Source organism: Bacillus velezensis (genome assembly GCF_001461825.1).
Lineage (GTDB): Bacteria > Bacillota > Bacilli > Bacillales > Bacillaceae > Bacillus > Bacillus velezensis.
The window spans coordinates 128,860-152,620 of record NZ_LLZC01000022.1 but is presented as its reverse complement, the minus strand read 5'-3'; the positions used below and the strand labels follow the sequence as shown (position 1 = coordinate 152,620).

The following is a 23,761-nucleotide window of genomic DNA, read 5'->3' as shown; positions in this document are numbered from 1 at the left end:
TAGGACGCCGCCAAGCTTTTCTAAAATTTTATCATCGCGGGGTGGAGCAGTTCGGTAGCTCGTCGGGCTCATAACCCGAAGGTCGCAGGTTCAAATCCTGCCCCCGCAACCAAAAAATGGTCCGGTAGTTCAGTTGGTTAGAATGCCTGCCTGTCACGCAGGAGGTCGCGGGTTCGAGTCCCGTCCGGACCGCCATTTTTATTGTAAACGAAACGATCATGTTTTCGTTTTTTTTGTGTTTTCTTTTAAATGCTGGCAGCTTGGTATCTAACCAAGCTTTCTTTTATATCGTTAAAGTCTTGGATATTGAAACATAATCCGATACACTAGAAAGAGCTGTATTTCACAAGAGCGTCAGAAAGGGAGACGGGAGATATATGGATGAGTTTGATTTGATTCACAGTATTACGCCGCATTCGCATTATCATCCTTCCGTCGATGTAGGGATCGGTGATGATGGTGCGGTTTATACAGCGTCACCCCATATGCAGCAAATTGTCTGCCTTGATACAATGGTGGAGAATGTCCATTTTAAATTAGAGTATTCCTCTCCTCATGATATCGGTTATAAGGCGCTTGCTGTTAACATTAGTGACGTGGCGGCGATGGGAGGCATTCCGAAGTTTTATTTGGTGTCTCTAGCGGTTCCTTCTTGCTGGCAGAAAGCTGACGTCCAGGCAATGTATGAAGGAATGGCGGAACTGGCGAAACTATATCAAATGGATTTGATCGGGGGAGATACCGTCTCCGCTTCCGGTCAAGCCGTAATTACCGTTACTGTCATCGGAGAAGTTGAGAAGGATCGCGCTTGTCTGCGAAGCTCGGCAAGACCCGGGGATGTTGTGTTTGTTACGGGGGATATCGGCTCGTCCGCAGCAGGACTGTCTCTTTTATTGGGAGAAACACTCCCTTCTGCTTTTCATACGAGTGATTATTTTATCCGAAAACATAAACGGCCCGTTCCGAGAGTTCAGGTCGGCCGCTTCTGCTCTCAGCTTCAGCGCGCGGCTTTGAATGATATCAGTGACGGATTGGCCAGTGAGCTGCATGAAATAGCTGCGGCAAGTTCAGTTACGATAGAAATTGAAGAACAACTTCTGCCGGTGCATCCGGATTTGCCTGAGGCAGATTCTGAGTGGAAGAAATGGGTGTTATTCGGCGGTGAAGATTTTGAATTGGTTGGAACGGTTTCTCAGCAAGAGTGGATTTCTTTGCTTGATTACTGCACTCAATCGGGCATTCCGATTGCGAAGATAGGGGCGGTATCTGAACGGAAGGAAGCATGTGTTCTTTTGACAGCCAATGATCAGAGACAAATCGTCCTTGAGAAAAAAGGATACAATCATTTTAAATAAGACGGGTGACTCACTTTGAAGACATTACAATGGAGAACGAAAAACCCCGAAGAAACGAAAGCCGTAGCCAAGCTTGCCGCTTCTTTGGCAAAGCCGGGAGACATTTTGACACTGGAAGGCGACTTAGGCGCGGGAAAAACGACTTTTACAAAGGGTTTTGCCGAAGGACTGGGAATCACGAGAGTGGTAAACAGCCCGACTTTTACAATTATAAAAGAATACCATGACGGTTCGCTTCCTCTATATCATATGGATGTGTATCGTATGGAGGATGAAAGCGAAGACTTAGGGCTTGAAGAATATTTTGAGGGACAAGGCGTCTGTTTAATTGAATGGGCTCATTTAATTCAGGATCAGCTGCCTGCTGAACGGCTGCAGATCGTTATCAAGAGAGCCGGTGATGAGGCAAGGGACATTACCTTTACGGCTTGCGGAACACGGTATGAAACGCTTTGTGAGGAGATAAATAAACATGACAATACTGGCAATTGATACGTCAAATTACACGCTGGGTGCCGCGCTCGTTCGTGACAAAACGGTGATGGCGGAGTATATTACATATTTAAAAAAGAATCATTCCGTGCGGGCCATGCCTGCTGTCAATTCATTGCTGAAGGATTGCGGCCTAACACCGCAGGATCTTACAAAAATAACGGTGGCGAAAGGACCGGGATCGTATACAGGTGTCAGAATCGGTGTGACGCTGGCAAAAACATTGGCATGGTCGCTGAAGCTTCCGGTTTCCGCTGTCTCGAGTCTGGAGGTGCTGGCGGCTAACGGACGGCACTTTCAAGGACTGATCTGCCCGTTATTTGATGCCCGGCGCGGACAGGTATATACGGGACTTTATGAATATCAGGACGGCCGATTACAATCCGTTCTTCCAGATCAGAATGTCCTTTTGACTGATTGGCTCGGCATGCTGAAAGAAAAAGCGTCTCCGGTTTTATTTTTAGGGCACGATACAGCGATTCATGAAGAAACCATTCTGCATGAGCTGACATCTCAAGCAGTGATAGGAACGGCTGCACAGCATAATCCGCGGCCGTCAGAGCTGGCGTTTTTAGGCTTGGAAAAAGAAGAAGCGGATGTCCACAGCCTTGTTCCGGATTATTTGCGTCTGGCAGAGGCTGAAGCGAAATGGATGGAATCTCAAAAATAGGGTGATAGGGATGAAAACGAAAACGGCGATTCGAAGCATGCGGCCGGAAGATATTGATCAAATTTATGAAATTGAAACAGCATCCTTTACTTCTCCGTGGACGAAGGATTCATTTTATCATGAGCTTTTGGAAAATCCGTATGCCCACTACCTTGTCATTGAAAAGGACGGCTGTCTGGCGGGGTATTGCGGAATCTGGATTATTATAGATGACGCGCAGATTACGAACATAGCCATTAAGCCGGAATATCGGGGCCAATCATTGGGAGAAGCGCTGTTTCGCTCTGCGATAGAATTGTGCAGAGAAAAAAAGGCAAGAAGGCTCTCTCTCGAAGTCAGGGTCTCAAATCATCCCGCCCAATCCTTATATAAAAAATTCGGTCTTCAGGCCGGTGGAATCAGAAAACAATACTATACAGATAACGGGGAAGATGCGTTATTAATGTGGGTGACATTACATGAGTGAAAAACAAGATATTTATGTATTAGGAATCGAAACAAGCTGTGATGAAACAGCGGCCTCAGTCGTAAAAAACGGGAATGAAATTATTTCAAACGTCGTCGCTTCTCAAATTGAAAGCCATAAACGTTTCGGCGGGGTCGTGCCTGAAATAGCGTCCAGACATCATGTGGAGCAGATCACCCTTGTGATTGAGGAAGCTCTTTCAAAAGCGGAGATGGGCTTTGATGATCTTGATGCGATTGCCGTAACGGAAGGACCCGGACTTGTCGGAGCCCTGTTAATCGGAGTCAATGCGGCAAAGGCGTTAAGCTTTGCCCATCAAATACCGCTAGTCGGTGTCCATCACATTGCGGGTCATATTTATGCAAACAGGCTGATAGGAGAGCTTCAGTTCCCGGCGCTTGCTTTGGTTGTGTCAGGCGGACATACGGAATTGGTTTATATGAAAGAGCACGGTTCATTTGAGGTTATCGGTGAAACGCTGGATGATGCCGCAGGCGAAGCTTACGACAAAGTGGCAAGAACGATGGGGCTTCCTTATCCGGGAGGGCCGCAGATTGATAAGCTGGCTGCTGTGGGAACGGATTCCATTCCGCTTCCGCGTGCGTGGCTGGAAGAAGGGTCTTACAATTTCAGCTTCAGCGGCCTAAAATCAGCCGTGATTAACACGCTTCATAACGCCTCGCAAAAAAATGAGGTGATTCCTCCGGAGGATCTTGCAGCAAGCTTTCAGCAGAGTGTCATTGATGTACTGACGGCAAAAACCTCTAAGGCCGCGAAAGAATACGGGGTTAAACAAGTGCTGCTGGCAGGGGGCGTAGCCGCTAACAAAGGGCTGAGAGCCGCACTTCAGCAGGAATTCAGCCATTCGGGAGATCCCGAGCTTATCATCCCGCCGCTTTCTTTATGCACGGACAATGCAGCGATGATTGCGGCTGCCGGAACCGTTGCTTTTGAAAAGGGGATTCGGGGCTCATATGATATGAACGGACAGCCCGGTTTGGAATTAACATCCTTTGATCGTCTCACGTTGTAAAACGTGAGGCTTTTTTTACTTATTAACAGATAATTCTAACATATCCACAGGATTGTGAGTATATCCAGAAATCCAGGCTGGATAAGGGGCTGTAAGTTGTTAGTAAAGTGGATAAAGTCAGAAAATTTTGTGGATAGTGTGTATAAAACGCTTACTTACATGGCTGACAAGGAGGATAGCTGTGGATAAAAAAGCACCCCTTAAAGAGGTGCTTGACTTTTTCTATTCTTCTGAGGAGAGTTCCTCCCATTCTGCTAATAAGTTCTCGAGCTCTTGATTCAGAGCTTCATTCTCCGCGTGAATGGTCTGTACCTTTTCATGATCCTGATACACGTCAGGATCGCACAGCAGCTCCTCATTGGCGCTGATTTTCTCTTCGGCGGATGAGACGGCTGCTTCGATTTCTTCAATGCGTCTCAGGCGCTGCCGTTCTTTCTTCTTCCATTCTTTTTCTTCCTCGTAAGTTCTTTTCGTATCCTGTTTGACCTTGCCGGCAGGCTGAGCCTGCTCCTTTTCCTGCCGCTTCATTTCTTCCAGTTCCAGCTGCTGGGCTTTTTTCTCGGTGTAATAGTCATAGTCTCCCAAATATTCTTCTGCATGATCAGGTGAGAGCTCCAGCACTCTTGTGGCGATCCTGTTAATAAAGTAGCGGTCATGCGAGACAAATAACAGTGTTCCCGGGTAGTCGATCAGGGCGTTTTCCAGCACCTCTTTACTGTCCAGGTCAAGGTGGTTTGTCGGTTCATCAAGGATGAGAAAGTTTGCTTTTTGAAGCATCAGCTTGGCAAGCGCGACTCTTGCTTTCTCCCCGCCGCTTAACGAACGGACCGGTTTCAGGACATCGTCTCCGCTGAACAGGAAGTTGCCGAGGCATGTCCTGATCTCTTTTTCCGGCATGTCCGGATATTCATCCCACAGCTCGTCCAGCACGCGTTTGGACGAGGTCAGTTCAGCCTGCTCCTGATCATAATAGCCGATTGTGACATTGGAACCGTACGTGATCGATCCGGATTCCGGACTGATTGTATTCATAATGGTTTTCAGCAAGGTTGATTTGCCGATTCCGTTCGGTCCGACGAGGGCGGCGCTTTCGCCTCTTGTCATGCCGAAGGTCAGGTTTTTCAAGAGCGGAGGCTGGCCGTCATAGCTGATGGAAACATCCTGTACGCGCAGGACGTCGTTTCCGCTCTGTTTTGTAATGTCAAAACGGAAGGCGGCTGATTTTTCATCCCCGAGCGGCTTTGCCATGACGTCCATCCGTTCAAGCTGTTTTCGTCTGCTTTGGGCTCTTTTCGTTGTAGAAGCTCTGGCCAGATTGCGGTCGACAAAATCTTGAAGCTTGGCGATTTCGTCCTGCTGTTTTTCATACAGCTTCAGGTCTTTCTCATACTGCTCAGCTTTTTGTTCTAAATAGGCGCTGTAGTTGCCGAGGTATTTTTTGCTTTCTGTCCGTGAGACCTCGTACACTTGGCTGACGACTTTATCAAGAAAGTATCTGTCGTGGGAAACGATCAGAATGGCGCCTGAATATCCCTGTAAATAATGCTCAAGCCAAGTGAGCGTATCGATGTCGAGATGGTTCGTCGGTTCATCCAGAATAAGCAGATCAGGCTGGGTCAGCAGCAGTTTTCCGAGCGCAAGTCTTGTTTTCTGACCGCCGCTCAGGCTTTGCACTTTCACGGAATCGTCAAATTTTCCGAAGCCGAGGCCGTGAAGGATTGATCGGACATCCGCTTCATATTGATAGCCGCCTTTATCCTTGAAATCCTGCTGAAGCCTGTCATAGGTTTTCATCAGCGTCTCAAGCTCCGCGGGGGCGGCCGTGGCCATCTTTTCTTCAATAGAGCGCATTTCTTTTTCCATTGCTTTCAGGAAATCAAAAACGCTCAGCAGTTCTTCTTTTATGGTAAGCCGGGATTCCAAGCCTGTGTGCTGGGCAAGATATCCCATCGTTAATTCTTTCGGTTTGATTAATTCACCCTTTTCATATGAAAGGTGACCTGCGATAATTTTAAGGAGAGTTGATTTGCCGGCTCCGTTTCTGCCTACTATGGCGATGCGATCCCGAGATCTGACTTCAAGCTTTATATTGTTTAAAATAGGATCAGCGCCAAAAGATTTGGATAGCTGATTAATTTGTAAGATCATCATATTATTTCACCTCTGTTATAATAAGTTAAGTGTAGCTTATCAACCTGCTGTCAGCAAACAATACATCAGAATTGGAACATTATAGGATAAGACATCAGGGAGAAAATAGTGTATGATCAGAAGTAAGGAGAGTTTAAATATGAATGGATTTTCTCATTTTAATGAAGAAGGCCGTGCCCGCATGGTGGATATAAGCGATAAATCTTCAACAGTCCGTACTGCCGCTGCGATATCCAGCGTACACATGAAGCATGACGTGTACAGCAGAATCAAAAACCGCGAGATCGGAAAAGGAGACGTGCTGGCTGTCGCACAGGTGGCAGGAATTATGGCCGCAAAGCAGACGTCAGCGATTATCCCGATGTGCCACCCGCTTTCTTTAAGCAGCGTCGACATTTCATTCGGCTGGGAGGAAAAGGATTCCGAAGCCGTTCTTCATATACAGGCAAGCGTAAAAACGAAAGGGGGTACAGGTGTGGAAATGGAAGCGCTAACTTCCGCTTCAGTCTGCGCTTTGACCGTTTATGATATGTGCAAGGCGCTGGATAAAGGAATGGTCATCGGCCCGACCTGCCTCATGGAAAAGACAGGAGGCAAAAACGGTGATTTTAAAAGAGATGCATCTGAGTATAAAGTGGAGGACCAATCATGAACAAGGATCAATCAAAAATTCCACAGGCGACGGCAAAACGGCTGCCGCTTTATTATCGCTTTTTAAAGAATTTACACGCGTCAGGAAAGCAGCGCGTTTCATCAGCTGAACTGAGCGACGCGGTAAAAGTCGATTCGGCCACGATCCGCCGGGATTTTTCCTATTTCGGGGCGCTCGGCAAAAAAGGATACGGCTATAATGTGGATTACCTGCTGTCATTTTTCAGAAAAACACTGGATCAGGATGAAACGACGAATGTCATTTTGATCGGTGTCGGGAATTTAGGGACGGCGTTTCTTCACTATAATTTCACAAAAAATAATAACACCAAAATATCTATGGCTTTTGATGTGAATCAGAGTAAAATAGGAACTGAGGTAGGCGGTGTGCCTGTCTTTGATCTTAATGATTTAGAGCTTCACATTAAGGATGAACCCGTGGCGATTCTTACCGTTCCGGCGGTTGCCGCGCAGTCAATCACCGACCGGCTCGTGTCGCTCGGAATCAAGGGAATCCTTAACTTTACGCCGGCCCGTTTGAATGTGCCGGATCACATTCGAATTCATCATATAGATTTAGCTGTAGAACTTCAATCATTGGTTTATTTCTTAAAGCATTATTCTGTTTTGGAAGAAATTGAATAGCGAAAGGAGGAGCTGCACATGATCGGTCCTGGAAGCCTGGCGGTTATCGGTGTGGTGGCGGTGATTATTTTCGGTCCGAAGAAGCTTCCCGAATTAGGAAAAGCGGCGGGAGACACGCTTCGTGAATTTAAGAATGCTACTAAGGGATTAGCCGGTGAAGAAGAGGAAAAAAAGAAAGAAGAACAGTAAGATAGGATGACGCGTATGAGAGTGAATCAAATGACGCTTGTGGAGCATATTGCCGAACTTCGGAAACGATTGCTGATTGTGGCGTTATCCTTTACGGTTTTCTTTATTGCAGGCTTTTTTCTGGCAAAACCTATCATTGTGTATCTTCAAAAAGCCGATGAAGTAAAAGAGCTCACCCTTAATGCTTTTAACCTGACGGATCCGCTGTTTATCTTTTTGCAGTTCGCGTTTATCATCGGCATCATTTTGACTTCGCCGATTATTCTCTATCAGATTTGGGCGTTTGTCAGCCCGGGTCTGTATGAGAAGGAGCGCAAAGTAACACTCAGCTATATTCCGATTTCGATCGTGCTGTTTGTCGGCGGTGTGTCGTTTTCTTATTATATTTTATTTCCGCTGGTCGTTGATTTTATGAAGCGGGTTTCGAATGACCTGGATGTCAACCAGGTGATCGGGATTACCGAGTACTTTCATTTTCTGCTGCAGCTGACGATTCCGTTCGGACTGCTGTTTCAGATGCCGGTGCTGATCATGTTTTTAACGAGACTCGGTGTTATCACGCCGAGGTTTTTATCGAAGATCAGGAAGTATGCGTATTTTGTGCTGCTTGTGATCGCCGCGATGATTGCGCCGCCTGAGCTGCTGTCTCACTTGATGATTACCATTCCGCTTTGCATTTTATACGAGATCAGCATTCTGATCTCAAAAGCGGCGTATCGGAAAAGGCAGACCGGCAGTGAATCTGATCAGGACGTATCAGCATAAAAAAAGCCATTTCTCCATGATGAGAAATGGCTTTTCTTTTATTTTTGATTTTTCTTCACTTTAAATGAGAAGGCGAACATTTTAAACGAGATGCTGATATTATAAGCGGCGAAAACCATCAGCAGTATGGAATAAAAAGACCACATGCTTCCCGGAGAGCTTGCGGCCAAATACGTAAAGATACAGCCGACTGCGAAATAAATCAAGCCCCAAGTCATTGGGTTCCTCATACAAACAATCCTCCAATAATTAATTGCATTTGCTCACTATGCTGTTCAATATATTTTTGGGCGGGGCCGAGCTGCATGACCACGACAATGGTATTCATCATGACATGGGCGAATATCGGCACAATAATCCGTTTCGTCTGCACATACAAGAACGCAAAGGTAAAGCCCATGGCCGTATACAGCAGCAGGTGCGTGAGGTCTTGATGCACAATGCCGAAAATGACGGAACTGATCAGTCCGGCGATAAAGAAATTCGTTTTTTCATATAATACACCGAAGATGATCTTCCGGAAAATGATTTCTTCAAGAATCGGCCCGACGATAGAAGAAACGATAATCATGAGCGGCATGGCTTTAATAATGTTGAGAATGGCTTTCGTGTTTTCGGAACCGCTGCCCACATGAAAGACATACTGCTCAATCATCCCGGCGATTCCCTGAGAAAATAAAGCGAGCCATATTCCCGCGACCGCCCAGAGAACGGACATGCCGGCGGATGCTTTCTTCCCGTTTCTTAATGTCTGCTTCGGCGCGGTTCTCAAAATCAAGAGAACGATAATCAGGCAGATAAAAAAGCTTACGACGGAATAAATCCCCTGAGCCATGGTGAGATTCGCATTCGTAGGGTGCCCGCCCGCATAGCCGAATTTGTACATTAAAGGAATGCCGATCAATGCGGAAAGCTGCATGATAACATATGTCAAAATGATATACCAATACTGTTTTCTCAAATGATATGTACTCCTTTATCCTATAAAATCAACTTATTTGTTCTTATTGTAACACAAGTGAACTTGACGTGAAAAAAGGAGAAAATCAGTGCGAGAGAGAATCATGTAAGCGTGAAAATTTTTTATTCTTATGACTTGAAATTGGAAGTGAGATTCTTTATTATAATAACTGTGTTAGCACTCTTTAGAGCTGAGTGCTAAAATTACATATTCATACTATTGAGGAGGTTATTACATTGTTAAAGCCATTAGGTGATCGCGTTGTCATTGAACTCGTAGAATCTGAAGAAAAAACTGCCAGCGGAATCGTATTACCGGATTCTGCAAAAGAAAAGCCGCAAGAAGGCAAAATCGTGGCAGCCGGTTCAGGTCGCGTGTTGGAAAGCGGAGAGCGCGTTGCTTTAGAAGTAAAAGAGGGCGACCGCATTATCTTCTCAAAATACGCCGGTACTGAAGTGAAATACGAAGGTACTGAATACTTAATCTTACGTGAAAGCGACATTTTAGCTGTTATCGGCTAAGCAAATAAATATTTTTAAAAATTCGAGGAGGTTTCGTTAACATGGCAAAAGATATTAAGTTTAGTGAAGAAGCACGCCGCGCTATGCTTCGCGGTGTCGATGCGCTTGCTGACGCTGTAAAAGTAACTTTAGGGCCAAAAGGACGCAACGTGGTTCTGGAGAAAAAATTCGGTTCTCCGTTAATTACAAATGACGGTGTGACAATCGCAAAAGAAATTGAACTTGAAGATGCGTTTGAAAACATGGGTGCGAAGCTTGTAGCTGAAGTAGCCAGCAAAACAAACGACGTTGCCGGTGACGGTACGACGACTGCGACTGTACTTGCGCAGGCTATGATCCGCGAAGGCTTGAAAAACGTAACTGCGGGGGCTAACCCTGTCGGCGTGCGTAAAGGTATGGAACAAGCTGTAACCGTTGCAATCGAAAACTTAAAAGAAATTTCTAAGCCGATCGAAGGCAAAGAGTCTATCGCTCAGGTTGCTGCGATCTCTGCTGCTGATGAGGAAGTCGGAAGCCTTATCGCTGAAGCAATGGAGCGCGTAGGAAACGACGGCGTCATCACAATCGAAGAGTCTAAAGGTTTCACAACTGAGCTTGAAGTTGTGGAAGGTATGCAATTCGACCGCGGATATGCGTCTCCTTACATGGTGACTGACTCTGATAAGATGGAAGCGGTTCTTGACAATCCTTACATCTTAATCACAGACAAAAAAATCACAAACATTCAAGAAATCCTTCCTGTGCTTGAGCAAGTTGTACAGCAAGGCAAACCATTGCTTCTGATCGCTGAAGATGTTGAAGGTGAAGCTCTTGCTACACTCGTTGTCAACAAACTTCGCGGCACATTCAACGCTGTTGCCGTTAAAGCTCCTGGCTTCGGTGACCGCCGTAAAGCAATGCTTGAAGACATCTCTGTTCTTACAGGCGGAGAAGTAATCACAGAAGACTTAGGCCTTGACCTGAAATCTACTGAAATCGGACAATTGGGACGCGCTTCTAAAGTTGTGGTAACGAAAGAAAACACAACAATCGTAGAAGGCGCCGGCGATACTGAAAAAATCGCTGCACGCGTCAACCAAATCCGCGCTCAAGTGGAAGAAACAACTTCTGAATTCGACAGAGAAAAATTACAAGAGCGTCTTGCGAAACTTGCCGGCGGCGTAGCTGTCATCAAAGTCGGCGCTGCGACTGAAACTGAGCTGAAAGAGCGTAAACTTCGCATTGAAGATGCCCTCAACTCAACTCGCGCAGCTGTTGAAGAAGGCATCGTATCCGGCGGTGGTACAGCGCTTGTCAACGTATACAACAAAGTCGCTGCAGTTGAAGCTGAAGGCGATGCGCAAACAGGTATCAACATCGTGCTTCGCGCGCTTGAAGAGCCGATCCGTCAAATCGCGCACAATGCAGGTCTTGAAGGATCTGTCATCGTTGAGCGCCTGAAAAACGAAAAAATCGGCGTAGGCTTCAACGCAGCAACCGGCGAATGGGTAAACATGATCGAAAAAGGTATCGTTGACCCGACAAAAGTTACACGTTCTGCACTTCAAAACGCAGCTTCTGTAGCAGCAATGCTCCTGACAACTGAAGCGGTTGTCGCTGACAAACCGGAAGAAAACGCCGGCGGCGCAGGAATGCCTGACATGGGCGGAATGGGCGGTATGGGCGGAATGATGTAATCAAACGGAGAAAACCTTTGATATACCAAGGGTTTGACCGTTGATATCATCTGAAATGCTCAAAAAAATAACATTTTGATAACATTTCTTCATGAAATTCTGAAATTGAGGATGTTTCCGAAAGTCTAATGGACTTTTGCGAAGCATCCTCTTTCATTTTGAAGGATAAACTTTTAGTATTGTTATGCTTTTACATTACGGCAAGTAAATCTGCAATTTGCTTATATAATCTTGACAATGGTGGATTTTTAAAATGTGTATAAATTTAACATATCGAGAACTTTTACTTTTTATTGGCTAAAAAAGAAAGGCCCTGCTAAGGGCCTTTCTTTAAGCTGCTGTTGTTGTCGTTTTATCTTTTCTGACAAGTCCCATGATCCCTGGAATAATAAGAAGAACAGCAGGCAGTAAATAGAACATTGATATACAAATTACTCCGCCAATTCCTGAGATAAGGAGCAATACTCCTCCGACTTTAGGTTTCTTCTTAACTACTACTGAAGCGACAATACCCAAAATTGATAGGACAACAGCTCCCCAGCCTAAACCAATGATTTCGCTTGTACCGCTTGAATTAAAAGAGGCATCAAGTCCACCAATAATCAATGCCATGATCGCCCCAATAAAACCAAAAATTCCACCCAATAATCCTAAAACAAATTCAGTTGTTCTTTTCATTGTTAAACTCTCCCTTACTTAACTGGTACTGTAATTGATACAGCTTTATTTTTCATGAAGTCTATGTGACAACATCTCCAAAGTTTAATTTCATTTCTTTGACTTTATCAACATCATTTTTTCATCTGGAGCAGAGAATTCAAATACGCCTTTTTGTTTTATTCCGCCTTGGACTTCTCCATCAGTTAAGAACATGTTTGCAGCTAATTGCCAATAACGACATTCCTTGGTCAGAATAAAAGGTCAGGTTTTTGTCAGTTGTATTTTTGATGTTTATTACGACGTTTATCTTGTCTCTCATGATCTTTATATCGCCCAGATTAACTCATGCCCAGTGCTTCAGCATATTGCAACGACTTTTTTAGAACAGTCATCTTTAGTCTTTCAAGCTTTTTTATTTTTTGAATCACTATCCCTGTGAGACATCATTTGTCGAGCTACTACAAGCCGCTAAAAACTAATGATAGTACTAAAGACATGAATAAAAAGAGTTGCTTCTTCACCTAAAACCCCCAGTTTATATAATATAATACCTATATATAATCGACTATAATCAATTAAATTTCAAGGGGAAATTACCACTTTTTCTAAAAAATTCTTAGCGGAAGAGAATAAGCTAAAAAATATCACTTGAAATATCAAAGTTGGAAATCATTCAACTTACTGCTAGCTTTAAACATTAAAGGCCACATACAGTTTGACATCCTATTAAGTTCTAGTGTAGCCCTAGTACTGGTTTTATCATTTTGACAGATTTGGTATCCCATCACTGCTAAACATTGATTCAAAAATATTTATTAAAAACTAATTTTTCATGATGTTAGGAGGAATAATGCAAATAAACAGCAAAAACCCTTGTTATATCAAGGGTTGGATATTTGATTTCATCTGAATTGCTCATGCATTCTAGCAAAAAAGACCTTATCAGTTAACTCAACTGATAAGGCCTGATTTATTTATAAATAAGGTGTGAGGGGTTTATCTTAGATGGAATTCACACTTTCCTAACTACAATGTGACTTCACCATTTCCTTCAAGCACCATTCTCAGCTGCTCAACCTCACCCCGAATCCCAATCCCAGGCTCCCACGAATCAATCAAACGAATCGCCTTTTGATTCGATTCCATCGCTTTCGTTTTCTCTCCTTTACGATACAACAGCTGTGCCATTCCGTAATAATAGTAGATCAACTCAACTTGATTGGCGTTGTGTTTGTCATAGAGCATTTGTTCAAAGGCTTTTTCCGCTTTTTCGAGTTGATCACACTTTACGTAAGCCATGCCCAGGTTGAAATAGGCTTCTATTGTTTTTTCGCCGCCGTATGCGGCGCTGGTTGTGTTTGCCGCTTCGTATAATGTGATGGCTTCTTCGTAGTGAGAGCGGGCGAAACTCAGGTCGCCGCAGACCAGAAGAACCCTGTGCCGGATAATGGGCGAGACGGGCTGATCTTTGATGCCGTCCAGCATTGCTGCCGCTTTTTCCGGTTCTCCGATTTTTAACAGCAGCCTCGATTGCAGGGCGGTTCCCCATACTTTCAAGTCGTCGTGATCCGGCGCGCCTGATTGTTCGAGTATCTTCAGGCCGGCTTCTATTTGCCTGAGAGCTCCGTCTGAATCGTTGACTTCCATCAGCGCCCAGCCTGCCGTGTCGATCCGAAAGTAAGCTTCCCGCGTGTGTTCGCCTGATTGATGGGCGGCACCGGCGGCTTTTAATCCGTATTCGATTCGCAGGGGCAGGTTGATTCTGCTTAGAAAATGGCTGATGCGGATGATGAGTTTGATCAGGATGTCATGTTGTCCGGTTTCGCTCGACCATTCGATGACTTTTAGGATGTTCGGCCATTCCTTTTTCATTTGCTCTAAATTCCGTCCCAGCAGGTAGCTCCAATAGATAGAATTGGGCTGTTCCCGCTTTATATGGGTTTCCGCATAATCAATATAATAATGCGCCCAGCGGCTGCGGGCTTCTTTTGCAAATTCGTGATTTTCGGATAAGTGCTGTTCTCCGTAAGCGACAACGGTTTGATGGGCAGCGTATTGAATACTTCCTTCGCTTCGTTCCGGCTGTATTAAAGCATATGACCGCATTTGCTCAATCGCGTAATGAAACCGCCGGACGTCTAATCCAGCCGCTTGAGCCAAGCTTTTTTCATCAGGCGGCTTAGCGAAAAAGCAAAGCGTCTGCCACAGTTTTCGTGTGTCTTCATGACATCTGTCCCATGTGCGGCCAAAGAGAACCTCAAACAATTCCAATAATGAGTAGCCTGCTTGTTTAAGCTCTTGTATGAGCTGGGGAGCGGGGATGTCGTCGTCTGACATGTAAGCGATGCTGAGTGCCATGGCCTTCGGATTGCCGGCGGCTGCCGAGATGAATTCATTCTTAAGGTCAGGCGATAGCTGCAATAGCTGCTCCAGCTTTTCCCGTTTATGCGGGAAGTTGCATGTTTGCAGACAGCGGTGCACTTCTTGATGGAAAAATTCAAGGGCATCCGTTTGTTCAAGGCCGCTCAGCTGGATGGCCGCCAGTTCCCCGAGGCCGTCCCGGTATGTCTGTTTTACGTTTTCCCGTGCCGTAAGAAGGACTTTTACACCTTGCGGAAGGCCGATGATAAATTCGTGAATGTCACGTTCCGCTGTATCAATGCTGTCAACGATCAGCAATACTGGTTTTTCGTTTGAATGAGCGGCTAATGCATTGCGGACGACGAACCGTTTTTCGTTGATTGATTTGTTGATTTGTTCGGTGCGTCCGAGCTGATAGGCGATCGTGTTTAAAAAATCGCTAAAGCTCAATCCTCTCCAATCCGCGCTGATCCAGATGATGCTGTTGAATGCCGGCCAGTCTGTAGAACTGCGGGCACAAAGGTAGGCTGCTTCAAGAGCGATTGTTGTTTTTCCCATGCCGGCCCAGCCCGTGATTAAACAGACCGGTGACGGAGACAGCATCCATTGCCGGATTGCTTCCATATCAAAGCCGCGTCCGATAAAGTTCCCGGTCCGGCGTGACGGTAAGTTATGCGTAACGGACTTTCTTGTAAGCGCATACGTTTCATGGCCGGGTCTGTCATGAAACAGCCGCTTTACTGCTTTTTCAACATCTTCATCACTCGGCGCTCCGAATGATCCGTCTTTCCGGAGTATTTTTGCTTTTTTTAAACAAGACGCCGTCCAAACGGGCAATGCGGGTTTGATGACGGGAATGGTGGTGGTTTCCAGAAGGCCGGTCAGCCATTCAGGATCCATGTCAGTCTTTTCTATAATGATCCAGATCATTCCGAACAGCTTTCCGTCGTCAATTCGTCCGGGAATGTAGTTTGCGCCCATCTGTCCGATCCAGCTTTTGATCGTGTTAGAGGAAACGCCTAATCGGAGTGCGATTTGATCTATATAAGACTGTCCGGCTTTTACATTCTTTGTCCTTTTGATTTTGTAATCAGGATGATGTTTCAGCGATTTGACGGCAGGTGCCAGCAGTTCTGCAAATTGTGTCCGGTTTTCAAGTTCAGCCATTAGCCTGCACCTCCTATTAGTACTATTTTATCAATTCAGTGTTTTTTGTATATGAAAAAATAAAAAGTACAGTGCCGCTGTCCTTTTATACAGCAGGAAAGGCTGTTGAACGTATGGAAAAGCAGATAAAATAGGGGCAGTAATAGAGAAAACAAAAATGTATGCACTTACATTTCAAAGCAGAGAAAGGATTTTGCCAAATGACTCACACAGTGCCTCAGAACATGAAAGCGGCTGTTATGCACAACACGAGAGAAATCAAAATCGAAACATTGCCTGTGCCTGACATCAATCATGATGAAGTGTTGATTAAGGTGATGGCTGTCGGGATTTGCGGATCAGATCTGCATTACTATACAAATGGCCGAATAGGCAACTATGTTGTGGAAAAACCATTTATCCTTGGGCATGAATGTGCGGGAGAAATCGCAGCTGTCGGCTCGTCTGTTGATCAATTCAAAGTCGGTGACCGCGTCGCTGTTGAACCTGGTGTTACGTGCGGACGCTGTGAGGCGTGTAAGGAGGGGCGTTATAACCTTTGCCCGGATGTACAGTTTTTGGCGACACCGCCGGTTGACGGCGCGTTTGTCCAATATATCAAAATGCGCCAGGACTTTGTTTTCTCGATTCCGGATTCACTATCCTATGAAGATGCGGCTTTGATTGAACCGTTTTCTGTCGGCATTCATGCGGCCTCGAGAACGAAGCTTCAGCCCGGTTCAACGGTTGCGATCATGGGAATGGGCCCTGTGGGGCTGATGGCCGTTGCGGCAGCGAAAGCATACGGGGCAGGCACAATTATTGTGACCGACTTGGAGCCGCTGCGGTTAGAAGCTGCGAAAAAAATGGGAGCGACGCATGTCATCAATGTCCGGGAACAGGATGCCGGTGAAGAAATCAAAACGATCACGAATGGCATAGGCGTTGATGCTGCTTGGGAAACAGCGGGGAATCCGGCGGCATTGCAATCCGCACTGGCTTCCGTGCGCCGGGGCGGAAAACTGGCGATTGTCGGTTTGCCTTCTCAGAACGAGATTCCGCTCAATGTGCCGTTTATTGCGGATAACGAGATTGATATTTACGGAATCTTCCGTTATGCGAATACGTATCCGAAGGGAATTGAATTTCTCGCTTCCGGCATAGTGGACACGAAGCACCTTATAACGGACCAATATCCGCTGGAGAAGACGCAAGAGGCGATGGAACGGGCCTTTCAATACAAAAATGAATGCTTAAAAGTGATGGTGTATCCAAATCGCTGAGTGAACGGGGAGGATCTTTGCATTCTCCCTCTTGCTTATCAAAAATGAAAACGGATTCTTGGGGTGGGAAATGATGATTGAAACAGAAAAAGCAGCGGCAGTAAAGACGAAATATCGCGGCCTGTCATGGATGGAACGGATCGGCTACGGATTCGGCGATATGTCGTACAATATTATCTTTCAGTTTGTAAACGCATACTTATTATTCTACTATACAGACGTCGGCGGCATTAAGCCTGCGGTCATCGCAGCTTTGTTTCTTATCGTAAGGGTGCTGGATGCTATTTTTGACCCGATTATGGGCGTGATTTTAGACAAGACGAATACAAGGTGGGGAAAGGCAAGGCCGTATCTTTTGTGGGTGGCGTTTCCTTTTGCGCTATTTACGTTCTTATGCTTCACGACGCCTCATTTCGGCGAGACGGGGAACATGGTTTATGCGTACATCACTTATATTCTGCTTGGGATGTCCTTCAGCATGCAGACGATTCCGGTCAACAGCTTAACGGGGCGGATGACGAATTCCGTGGAGGAACGGACGGTTCTGACGACGACCCGGATGATTTTGGTTTATATCGGAATTCTGTTATCGATTTCCTGTGCGACACCGCTTGCAGATCTGATCGGCGGGAAAGATCAGGCGTTTGGATTCCAGATGACGGCGCTTATCTATGCGGCGGTGAGCATCGCGTTGAATCTGTTCAGTTTCTTTACTGTGCGGGAACGGATTCAGCCTGAAAAAAGAAAAAAACAAGGAATGAAAAAGACGTTGTCTGTTTTGTTCCGAAACAAGCCTTTGCTCATTTTGGTTTCTGCATTTTTGGCGTTTGCGATTGGGTTTAACATTAAGCTCAGCACGATGGTGTACTATTTTACGTATAACGTCAGCCATAAGGAATTTGTGTTTTTAGGAACCGTGTTGTTTTTCGGCGCAGCGCTGATCAGCAATCTGTTTATTCCTTTCTTTTCTGAGAAGCGGGGCCGGAAGCAGGTTATGATCATCACGGCGGCGCTATCGCTGATTTCTTATGCGGGCCTTCAGTTTACATCGTATTCTTCGCTGCCGCTTATCTTCTTTTGGCTTTTCGTTTCGGGATTTTTTACGACGCCTTTAAATACGCTTGCTTGGGGAATGGTTGCCGATTGTGTCGATTATGCGGAATGGAAAACCGGAGTCCGGGCTGATGGCGTGGTGATTTCGAGCATGAGTTTCATCAATAAGCTCGGAGTTGCGCTAGCCGGGTCATTTTCGGCCGTTTATCTCGGAATCGCCGGATATGCCGCGAATACCGATCAGACGGCCTCGTCATTGAATGCGATTAAAAATATGAATGCGCTCATTCCGGGATTGTTCATTCTGCTGTCTATTATTCTTATTTCTTTTTATCCTTTAACTGAAAAAAAATATCAGCAGGTGATGTCTGATCTGGAGCAAAGAGCTGCAAGATAAGTATATGTAAAATTTAAAATATTCTATGTAAACGGTTGTATTTATGACAGAAAGCACTATACTGAAACTATAATCGAGAATTGATAAATGAGTGTGATAATGTGGGAAGCCAATCTGTTATTTGTATTGGAGAATTGTTAATTGATTTCTTTTGTACCGATGTGGATGTTGATTTGACGGAAGGGCGTAATTTCTTAAAAAGTGCCGGCGGGGCACCGGCGAATGTGTCGGCAGCCATTGCTAAGCTGGGCGGAGACGCGGCTTTCAGCGGAAAAACAGGCAAAGATCCGTTCGGGTATTTTCTGAAGCAGACATTGGACGCCGTACACGTCGATACCTCTATGCTCGTCATGGATGAGAAAGCGCCTACAACGCTTGCGTTTGTTTCATTAAAACAAAATGGGGAGCGCGACTTTGTGTTTAACAGAGGAGCGGACGCTTTGTTTACGCTGGATGATATTGATCTGGAAAAGGTAAACGATGCGAAAATCCTTCATTTCGGATCAGCGACAGCATTGTTATCTGATCCGTTTTGCTCAGCCTATTTACGGCTGATGTCGATTGCGAAAGACAATGGACAGTTTATTTCCTTCGATCCTAACTACCGTGAGGATTTATGGAAAGGAAGAGTTTCAGAGTTTATAAACACCGCAAAAAAAGCCGTTGCCGTAAGTGATTTTGTGAAAGTCAGTGACGAAGAGCTTGAGATCATCAGCGGTGCGAAGGATCATAAAGAAGGTGTTGCGGTTCTTCATGAGATCGGAGCCGGCATTGTGGCGGTGACACTCGGGAAAAGCGGAACCCTTCTATCAAATGGGAAGGATATTGACATCATTCCGAGCATTCCGGTGACATCAATAGACTCAACGGGAGCGGGAGATGCGTTTGTCGGCGCGGCGCTGTATCAGCTGGCGCGCACCGATGAGATTCAGACGGCAGCCGATGATTTTGCGAAGCTGCGTGATATTGTCTCATTTGCCAATAAGGTGGGGGCGCTCGTGTGCACCAAAATCGGTGCGATCGATGCTTTGCCGAGCTTAAAAGAGGTTGAAGTATCACTGTAAAGTATGGAGGATGTTTCTTGAAAGTCATCAGACTTCGGGAAGCATCCTCTTTATTTAGGTCTGAAACCCATTACGATATACGGTATACTTTAGAAAGGCATCCAGTAAATTGAACCGCTGTGAAGTACATACAATCACGTTTTTATCAGTTCTGAGTAAAACCAAGTTTCTGCTGCTGCCGTCATGTATAGTGTGACGGCCTATGATATTGAACCGCGGAGGAATGTTTTTCATGAAACATGTTTTTTTTATTGTGCAATGCGCGTTTTCTGTTTTTTGTTTTCTTTGTCTCGCCGCTGTCAATTGGTATCAGGGGAGTGAGCTTGTTTCTGATTCGTTTGATTGGAATTATACGGCTAAATTCTCAAAGCTTTTGAATGGGACGGATACGATTACAAGTCCGGAACAGATTTCGCAGCTGGATTTCTTTGTGTATGCGGCGAAGCATTATCCGTTAGTGAGCGGGTTGATGATCGGGCTGTTTGTTTATTTTTTGTTCTCACTGTATCTGGTCATAAAGAATTTCCGCCGGCACAAATGGGCTGAATGAGACTATTTTCATATAAAAATACATAAATTCAAGAGAAAATGAAACTTTTTTTGAAAAAAACAGTATATATAACTGTGAACTTGTTACTATTTAATTTTGGGAGGAAAATGAAAAATGAGTATTTTAGGAAGATTTAAAGACATCATGTCAAGCAATATCAATGCGCTACTGGATAAAGCTGAAAACCCTGAAAAAATGGTTGATCAATATTTGCGGAATCTGAACAGTGATTTAGGAAAAGTGAAAGCGGAGACGGCTTCTGTCATGGCTGAGGAACAGCGGGCGAAAAGAGCGTTAACAGAATGCCAGGCTGATGCCGAAAAGATGGAAAATTATGCGATGAAAGCGTTGCAGGCCGGCAATGAAGCTGATGCGCGGGCATTTTTGGAAAGGAAAGCGGCTGTTGAATCAAGACTGACCGAGCTGCAGACGGCTTATCAGCTCGCTTCATCCAACGCGTCTCAAATGCGCAAAATGCATGACAAGCTTGTCGCTGATATCGGAGAGCTTGAGTCGCGCCGAAATGCCATCAAAGCGAAGTGGTCTGTGGCAAAAACGCAGGAGAGAATGAACAAATTGGGGTCCTCTGTGTCAAATGCGGGCCAATCGCTGACAGCTTTCGGCAGAATGGAAGACAAGGTCAACCAAGCGCTTGATCACGCCAATGCGATGGCTGAGCTGAACGCGTCTCCGAAAGACGATATTGACGAGCTGGCGGCTAAATATGACAGCAATCAAAGCAGTGTCGATGATGAATTGGCGGCGCTCAAGCAGAAAATGCTTTTCAGTAAAGATCAATAGACAGCGGGCTGCAGCTTTGTCCGATATAAAGAGAAAGTGAGAGAAACAGAATGATCATTTCTTATAAATGCCCGAACTGCGGCGATGATATGGTCTTTGACAGTTCATCCGGCATGCTGACATGTCACAGCTGCGGGCGGCAGGATCAGATTGAGAGCCTGCCAAAAGAGTATATAACGACGAGATTTTCCGAAAATGAGGCGAACGAGTACCGCTGTGAGAATTGCGGCGCGGTATTAATGACTGAGGCGGAAACGACGGCCACGACGTGCGGGTTTTGCGGAGGAGCCGCCGTTCTCGCCGACCGATTATCGGGAAATCTCGCGCCTTCGATGGTGATCCCTTTTACGATCAGTAAAGAAGAGGCCATGAGCGCTTTTAAAAAGTGGTGCCGAAACGGCCGTCTGACACCGAAAGGATTTATGTCTGCCGACCGGATGAAGAGCATAACCGGCATGTACGTGCCGTTTTGGATGTTTGATTTAAACAGCAAGGTTCAGGTCAATGCCGTTTGTACGAGAGTGCATCACTATGATGATGGAGAATACCGGGTGACGGAGACCGAGTATTACAACGCGTACCGCGATATCAATCTTGATTATCTCAAAATTCCGGTCGACGCTTCAGAAAAAATGAATGATGAATTAATGGACAAATTGGAGCCTTACTCATACAGTGAGCTGAAGGAGTTTAATACGGCCTATTTAGCGGGATATATAGCGGAAAAGTACAATTATACCGATGACGATCTCTTTCCGCGCGCGAAGGATAAAATCAGCCATTATATTGATTCTTATATCAGATCCACCTTCTCCGGATATACGACGGCTGACATTACGGATGAGCAGATTCAGACCGATAAAATCAGCAGCTTTTACGTACTGCTTCCGGTCTGGATGGTCAGCTACGACTATGAGCGGGCTGAGCACATTTTTGCGATGAACGGGCAGACGGGCAAGGTTGTCGGCAAACCGCCGATCAGTGCCGGAAAAGTGGCCGCGTGGTTCGGCGGCATAACCGCCGGTGCGTTTGTAGCATTAAGACTCGTCTCACTTATGATAGGAGGCGGTTTTTGATGAAAGTATCCATAAAAAAAGCGTGTCTCTTCTGCTTCGTCCTTTTTCTGATGCTGTCTTTTTCTTTACATACATCGGCGTCTGCCGCGGAACAGAAGCAATATGTTTATGACAATGCTCATTTATTAACGAAGGATGAAACGAAGAAACTTGAGGAATTGGCCGGGAAGCTGGGGGCAAAGCGCCATACCGATTTTATCATTCTTACCGCAAACGGAACGGGCGGTAAGGACATCGAGCAGTACGCCGGTGATTTTTATGACAGTCATTTTAGCGGAAGTACGGCGATATTGACCATTGATATGAAAAATCGGGAAGTATTTATCTCGGGATATAAAAAGGCGGAGACGTATTTGAATAACAGCCGGCTGAATACGATCAGGAATACGATCTCGTCAGATATTTCCGCAGGCCATTATGAAAAGGCGTTTCAGACCTACATCAAGATGGCTTATAAAGATATGGGGAAAAGCCCGGACGACAAGTCTGACAATCTGCTGCTCACATGGTGGTTTCAGCTCATTATTGCCGCAGCCGCGGCCGGAATCGCCGTCACTGTGATGGTGTACAATTCCGGCGGCAAGGTCACCGTCACCGGCAGCACGTATATGGATCACGATACGTCTGAAGTGCTGAGCCAGCACGACACATATATCCGAACCGACGTTACAAGAGAAAAAAAGCCTGATAAAGATAATGACAATGACGGCGGAGTCACGAGGGGCGGCACGAGTTACAGCGGAAGCAAGGGAAGTTTTTAAATTATATGTAAAGGATTTGAGCATACATGGGTTTTTTCAGAAATCAGTTAGCAAATGTGGTGGAATGGGAAGAATTCAGAGACGACATGGTTTTCTATAAATGGAATAACCGTGAAATTAAAAAAGGCAGCCGTCTGATCATCCGGCCGGGACAGGATGCCATCTTTTTATACAATGGGAAGATTGAAGGGATTTTCCGTGATGACGGCGATTATGATATCGAATCAGAAATCATTCCGTTTCTATCTACACTAAAAGGGTTTAAGTTTGGTTTTAACAGCGGCATGCGGGCTGAAGTGCTGTTTGTGAATACGAAGGAGTTCACCGTGAAGTGGGGCACAAAAAACGCCATCAACATTCCGGCGGCAGGTATGCCGGGCGGTATGCCGATCCGCGCAAACGGCACATTTAACTTCAAGGTCATTGACTACATCGGATTGATTGATAAGATTGCGGGTGTCAAAGACAGCTATTTAGTGGAGGACATTAAAATCCGGATTACGTCTATTCTTGATCAGCTTTTGATGAAATGGATCACCAGAGAAGGAAAAGACATGTTCAATCTGCAGTCGAATTCCTTTGAAATCGGAAAAGGGATTCAAGAAGATCTTGATATGCAGCTGATCGGAGACGGCATGTCGATTACGGGCTTCAATATTATGAGCTTTAACTATCCGCAGGAAGTTCAGGATATGATTACGAAAAACGCTTCTTACGGCATGGTGGGCGATGTGAACCGCTATCAGCAGATTTCCATGACGGACGGAATGTCATCCGGCAAAATGAACGGAAGCGGCGCCGCCTCCGACATGGCGGGCATGATGATGGGAATGAATGTGGCAAATCAAATGATGAACCAAATGAATCAAAATCAGCAGAACCAGCCGCAGCAAGATCAAAGTCAGCAGAATCAGGGGACGGCACCGGCGAACGGCTCGGAAGGAGCGGATAAGCCGAAATTCTGTCCGAACTGCGGAACGAAAACGGAAGGCGCGAATTTTTGCCCGAATTGCGGACAGAAGCTTGCCTGACGA

24 protein-coding genes and 2 tRNA genes are annotated in these 23,761 nt (G+C 45.6%); 21 read left to right on the top strand and 5 right to left on the bottom strand.

What is annotated here, in order from left to right; genetic code table 11:
• The first annotated feature begins 35 nt into the window (after positions 1-35).
• From AR442_RS19265 to tsaD, 7 genes are all read left to right on the top strand, one after another.
• Positions 36-112 (top strand) — tRNA-Met (locus AR442_RS19265).
• A 6-nt stretch (positions 113-118) separates the two neighbouring features.
• A tRNA-Asp gene (locus AR442_RS19260) sits at positions 119-195 on the top strand.
• Positions 196-377: 182 nt separating this feature from the next.
• The gene (thiL, locus tag AR442_RS19255; protein ID WP_014417063.1) at positions 378-1,355 is read left to right on the top strand and encodes a thiamine-phosphate kinase; all 978 of its coding nucleotides are present in this window, start codon (positions 378-380) and stop codon (positions 1,353-1,355) included.
• Between the two features lie 15 nt (positions 1,356-1,370).
• The gene (gene tsaE / locus AR442_RS19250) at positions 1,371-1,847 is read left to right on the top strand and encodes a tRNA (adenosine(37)-N6)-threonylcarbamoyltransferase complex ATPase subunit type 1 TsaE (protein ID WP_014417064.1); all 477 of its coding nucleotides are present in this window, start codon (positions 1,371-1,373) and stop codon (positions 1,845-1,847) included.
• Positions 1,828-2,517 carry a tRNA (adenosine(37)-N6)-threonylcarbamoyltransferase complex dimerization subunit type 1 TsaB gene (tsaB, locus tag AR442_RS19245; RefSeq protein WP_014417065.1) on the top strand — a complete coding sequence of 230 codons (690 nt, stop codon included), beginning with the start codon at positions 1,828-1,830 and terminating at the stop codon, positions 2,515-2,517. Before tsaE ends, tsaB begins: the two co-directional genes overlap by 20 nt.
• Before the next feature lie 10 nt (positions 2,518-2,527).
• Positions 2,528-2,983, top strand: coding sequence for a ribosomal protein S18-alanine N-acetyltransferase (gene rimI / locus AR442_RS19240; RefSeq protein WP_003155993.1), 456 nt, complete (start codon positions 2,528-2,530; stop codon positions 2,981-2,983).
• Positions 2,976-4,016, top strand: coding sequence for a tRNA (adenosine(37)-N6)-threonylcarbamoyltransferase complex transferase subunit TsaD (tsaD, locus tag AR442_RS19235; RefSeq protein WP_007408855.1), 1,041 nt, complete (start codon positions 2,976-2,978; stop codon positions 4,014-4,016). The genes rimI and tsaD overlap by 8 nt, the downstream gene beginning before the upstream one ends.
• 222 nt (positions 4,017-4,238) lie before the next feature.
• Here tsaD and AR442_RS19230 read toward each other — a convergent pair whose 3' ends face one another.
• Positions 4,239-6,167: an ABC-F family ATP-binding cassette domain-containing protein gene (locus tag AR442_RS19230; RefSeq protein WP_014417066.1), complete on the bottom strand. Its 1,929-nt coding sequence runs from the start codon at positions 6,165-6,167 to the stop codon at positions 4,239-4,241.
• A gap of 139 nt (positions 6,168-6,306) precedes the next feature.
• Here AR442_RS19230 and moaC point away from each other — a divergent pair, with 139 nt between their 5' ends.
• The 4 genes from moaC to tatC are packed head-to-tail and all read left to right on the top strand — an operon-like array spanning position 6,307 to position 8,417.
• A complete protein-coding gene (gene moaC, locus AR442_RS19225; RefSeq protein WP_053285265.1) occupies positions 6,307-6,819 on the top strand; it encodes a cyclic pyranopterin monophosphate synthase MoaC in 513 nt (170 codons plus the stop codon).
• Positions 6,816-7,463, top strand: coding sequence for a redox-sensing transcriptional repressor Rex (locus AR442_RS19220; protein WP_003155984.1), 648 nt, complete (start codon positions 6,816-6,818; stop codon positions 7,461-7,463). The genes moaC and AR442_RS19220 overlap by 4 nt, the downstream gene beginning before the upstream one ends.
• 18 nt (positions 7,464-7,481) lie before the next feature.
• Positions 7,482-7,652: a twin-arginine translocase TatA/TatE family subunit gene (locus AR442_RS19215; protein ID WP_003155981.1), complete on the top strand. Its 171-nt coding sequence runs from the start codon at positions 7,482-7,484 to the stop codon at positions 7,650-7,652.
• Positions 7,653-7,658: 6 nt separating this feature from the next.
• Positions 7,659-8,417, top strand: a complete 759-nt coding sequence (gene tatC, locus AR442_RS19210) for a twin-arginine translocase subunit TatC (RefSeq protein ID WP_007609791.1) — start codon at positions 7,659-7,661, stop codon at positions 8,415-8,417.
• Between the two features lie 38 nt (positions 8,418-8,455).
• Here tatC and AR442_RS19205 read toward each other — a convergent pair whose 3' ends face one another.
• Positions 8,456-8,647, bottom strand: a complete 192-nt coding sequence (locus tag AR442_RS19205) for a YdiK family protein (RefSeq protein ID WP_003155975.1) — start codon at positions 8,645-8,647, stop codon at positions 8,456-8,458.
• Entirely contained in the window at positions 8,644-9,378 is a 735-nt protein-coding gene (locus tag AR442_RS19200) for a CPBP family intramembrane glutamic endopeptidase (protein ID WP_003155972.1), read from the bottom strand. Before AR442_RS19200 ends, AR442_RS19205 begins: the two co-directional genes overlap by 4 nt.
• A gap of 236 nt (positions 9,379-9,614) precedes the next feature.
• Between AR442_RS19200 and groES the strand changes: the two genes are divergently transcribed.
• Positions 9,615-9,899: a co-chaperone GroES gene (gene groES, locus AR442_RS19195; protein WP_003155970.1), complete on the top strand. Its 285-nt coding sequence runs from the start codon at positions 9,615-9,617 to the stop codon at positions 9,897-9,899.
• A gap of 41 nt (positions 9,900-9,940) precedes the next feature.
• Positions 9,941-11,575, top strand: coding sequence for a chaperonin GroEL (gene groL / locus AR442_RS19190; protein WP_003155941.1), 1,635 nt, complete (start codon positions 9,941-9,943; stop codon positions 11,573-11,575).
• A gap of 330 nt (positions 11,576-11,905) precedes the next feature.
• On the opposite strand, the gene AR442_RS19185 is transcribed toward groL, so the two are convergent.
• Positions 11,906-12,253, bottom strand: coding sequence for a DUF4064 domain-containing protein (locus AR442_RS19185; RefSeq protein ID WP_014417068.1), 348 nt, complete (start codon positions 12,251-12,253; stop codon positions 11,906-11,908).
• A 1,008-nt stretch (positions 12,254-13,261) separates the two neighbouring features.
• Positions 13,262-15,763, bottom strand: a complete 2,502-nt coding sequence (locus AR442_RS19180; protein WP_053285264.1) for a tetratricopeptide repeat protein — start codon at positions 15,761-15,763, stop codon at positions 13,262-13,264.
• A gap of 200 nt (positions 15,764-15,963) precedes the next feature.
• On the opposite strand from AR442_RS19180, the gene gutB reads away from it, so the two are divergent.
• The 8 genes from gutB to AR442_RS19140 all read left to right on the top strand — a co-directional run bounded on the left by gutB (position 15,964) and on the right by AR442_RS19140 (position 23,758).
• On the top strand, positions 15,964-17,025 hold the full coding sequence (gene gutB / locus AR442_RS19175; RefSeq protein ID WP_029973767.1) for a sorbitol dehydrogenase: 1,062 nt from the start codon (positions 15,964-15,966) through the stop codon (positions 17,023-17,025).
• Between the two features lie 73 nt (positions 17,026-17,098).
• Positions 17,099-18,475, top strand: a complete 1,377-nt coding sequence (locus AR442_RS19170; protein WP_029973766.1) for an MFS transporter — start codon at positions 17,099-17,101, stop codon at positions 18,473-18,475.
• A 101-nt stretch (positions 18,476-18,576) separates the two neighbouring features.
• Positions 18,577-19,539: a carbohydrate kinase family protein gene (locus AR442_RS19165; protein ID WP_053285263.1), complete on the top strand. Its 963-nt coding sequence runs from the start codon at positions 18,577-18,579 to the stop codon at positions 19,537-19,539.
• 232 nt (positions 19,540-19,771) lie between these two features.
• Positions 19,772-20,089: a YjdJ family protein gene (locus tag AR442_RS19160; protein WP_053285262.1), complete on the top strand. Its 318-nt coding sequence runs from the start codon at positions 19,772-19,774 to the stop codon at positions 20,087-20,089.
• Positions 20,090-20,203: 114 nt separating this feature from the next.
• Entirely contained in the window at positions 20,204-20,890 is a 687-nt protein-coding gene (locus AR442_RS19155) for a PspA/IM30 family protein (RefSeq protein ID WP_053285261.1), read from the top strand.
• A gap of 50 nt (positions 20,891-20,940) precedes the next feature.
• Complete coding sequence (locus AR442_RS19150) at positions 20,941-21,966, top strand: TFIIB-type zinc ribbon-containing protein (RefSeq protein ID WP_014417076.1); 1,026 nt, start codon at positions 20,941-20,943, stop codon at positions 21,964-21,966.
• Positions 21,966-22,727, top strand: a complete 762-nt coding sequence (locus AR442_RS19145; RefSeq protein WP_014417077.1) for a TPM domain-containing protein — start codon at positions 21,966-21,968, stop codon at positions 22,725-22,727. Before AR442_RS19150 ends, AR442_RS19145 begins: the two co-directional genes overlap by 1 nt.
• A 26-nt stretch (positions 22,728-22,753) precedes the next feature.
• Positions 22,754-23,758 (top strand): SPFH domain-containing protein, encoded by a 1,005-nt coding sequence (locus AR442_RS19140; protein WP_014417078.1) that lies wholly within the window; start codon positions 22,754-22,756, stop codon positions 23,756-23,758.
• The last annotated feature ends 3 nt before the right edge of the window (positions 23,759-23,761 follow it).

Coding starts and splice junctions, on each gene's coding strand:
- thiL (WP_014417063.1), top strand. CDS start 378: ATGGATGAGTTTGATTTGATTCACAGTATTACGCCGCATTCGCATTAT.
- tsaB (WP_014417065.1), top strand. CDS start 1,828: ATGACAATACTGGCAATTGATACGTCAAATTACACGCTGGGTGCCGCG.
- rimI (WP_003155993.1), top strand. CDS start 2,528: ATGAAAACGAAAACGGCGATTCGAAGCATGCGGCCGGAAGATATTGAT.
- tsaD (WP_007408855.1), top strand. CDS start 2,976: ATGAGTGAAAAACAAGATATTTATGTATTAGGAATCGAAACAAGCTGT.
- AR442_RS19230 (WP_014417066.1), bottom strand. CDS start 6,167: ATGATGATCTTACAAATTAATCAGCTATCCAAATCTTTTGGCGCTGAT.
- moaC (WP_053285265.1), top strand. CDS start 6,307: ATGAATGGATTTTCTCATTTTAATGAAGAAGGCCGTGCCCGCATGGTG.
- AR442_RS19220 (WP_003155984.1), top strand. CDS start 6,816: ATGAACAAGGATCAATCAAAAATTCCACAGGCGACGGCAAAACGGCTG.
- AR442_RS19215 (WP_003155981.1), top strand. CDS start 7,482: ATGATCGGTCCTGGAAGCCTGGCGGTTATCGGTGTGGTGGCGGTGATT.
- tatC (WP_007609791.1), top strand. CDS start 7,659: ATGACGCGTATGAGAGTGAATCAAATGACGCTTGTGGAGCATATTGCC.
- AR442_RS19205 (WP_003155975.1), bottom strand. CDS start 8,647: ATGAGGAACCCAATGACTTGGGGCTTGATTTATTTCGCAGTCGGCTGT.
- groL (WP_003155941.1), top strand. CDS start 9,941: ATGGCAAAAGATATTAAGTTTAGTGAAGAAGCACGCCGCGCTATGCTT.
- AR442_RS19185 (WP_014417068.1), bottom strand. CDS start 12,253: ATGAAAAGAACAACTGAATTTGTTTTAGGATTATTGGGTGGAATTTTT.
- AR442_RS19180 (WP_053285264.1), bottom strand. CDS start 15,763: ATGGCTGAACTTGAAAACCGGACACAATTTGCAGAACTGCTGGCACCT.
- gutB (WP_029973767.1), top strand. CDS start 15,964: ATGACTCACACAGTGCCTCAGAACATGAAAGCGGCTGTTATGCACAAC.
- AR442_RS19170 (WP_029973766.1), top strand. CDS start 17,099: ATGATTGAAACAGAAAAAGCAGCGGCAGTAAAGACGAAATATCGCGGC.
- AR442_RS19160 (WP_053285262.1), top strand. CDS start 19,772: ATGAAACATGTTTTTTTTATTGTGCAATGCGCGTTTTCTGTTTTTTGT.
- AR442_RS19155 (WP_053285261.1), top strand. CDS start 20,204: ATGAGTATTTTAGGAAGATTTAAAGACATCATGTCAAGCAATATCAAT.
- AR442_RS19150 (WP_014417076.1), top strand. CDS start 20,941: ATGATCATTTCTTATAAATGCCCGAACTGCGGCGATGATATGGTCTTT.
- AR442_RS19145 (WP_014417077.1), top strand. CDS start 21,966: ATGAAAGTATCCATAAAAAAAGCGTGTCTCTTCTGCTTCGTCCTTTTT.
- AR442_RS19140 (WP_014417078.1), top strand. CDS start 22,754: ATGGGTTTTTTCAGAAATCAGTTAGCAAATGTGGTGGAATGGGAAGAA.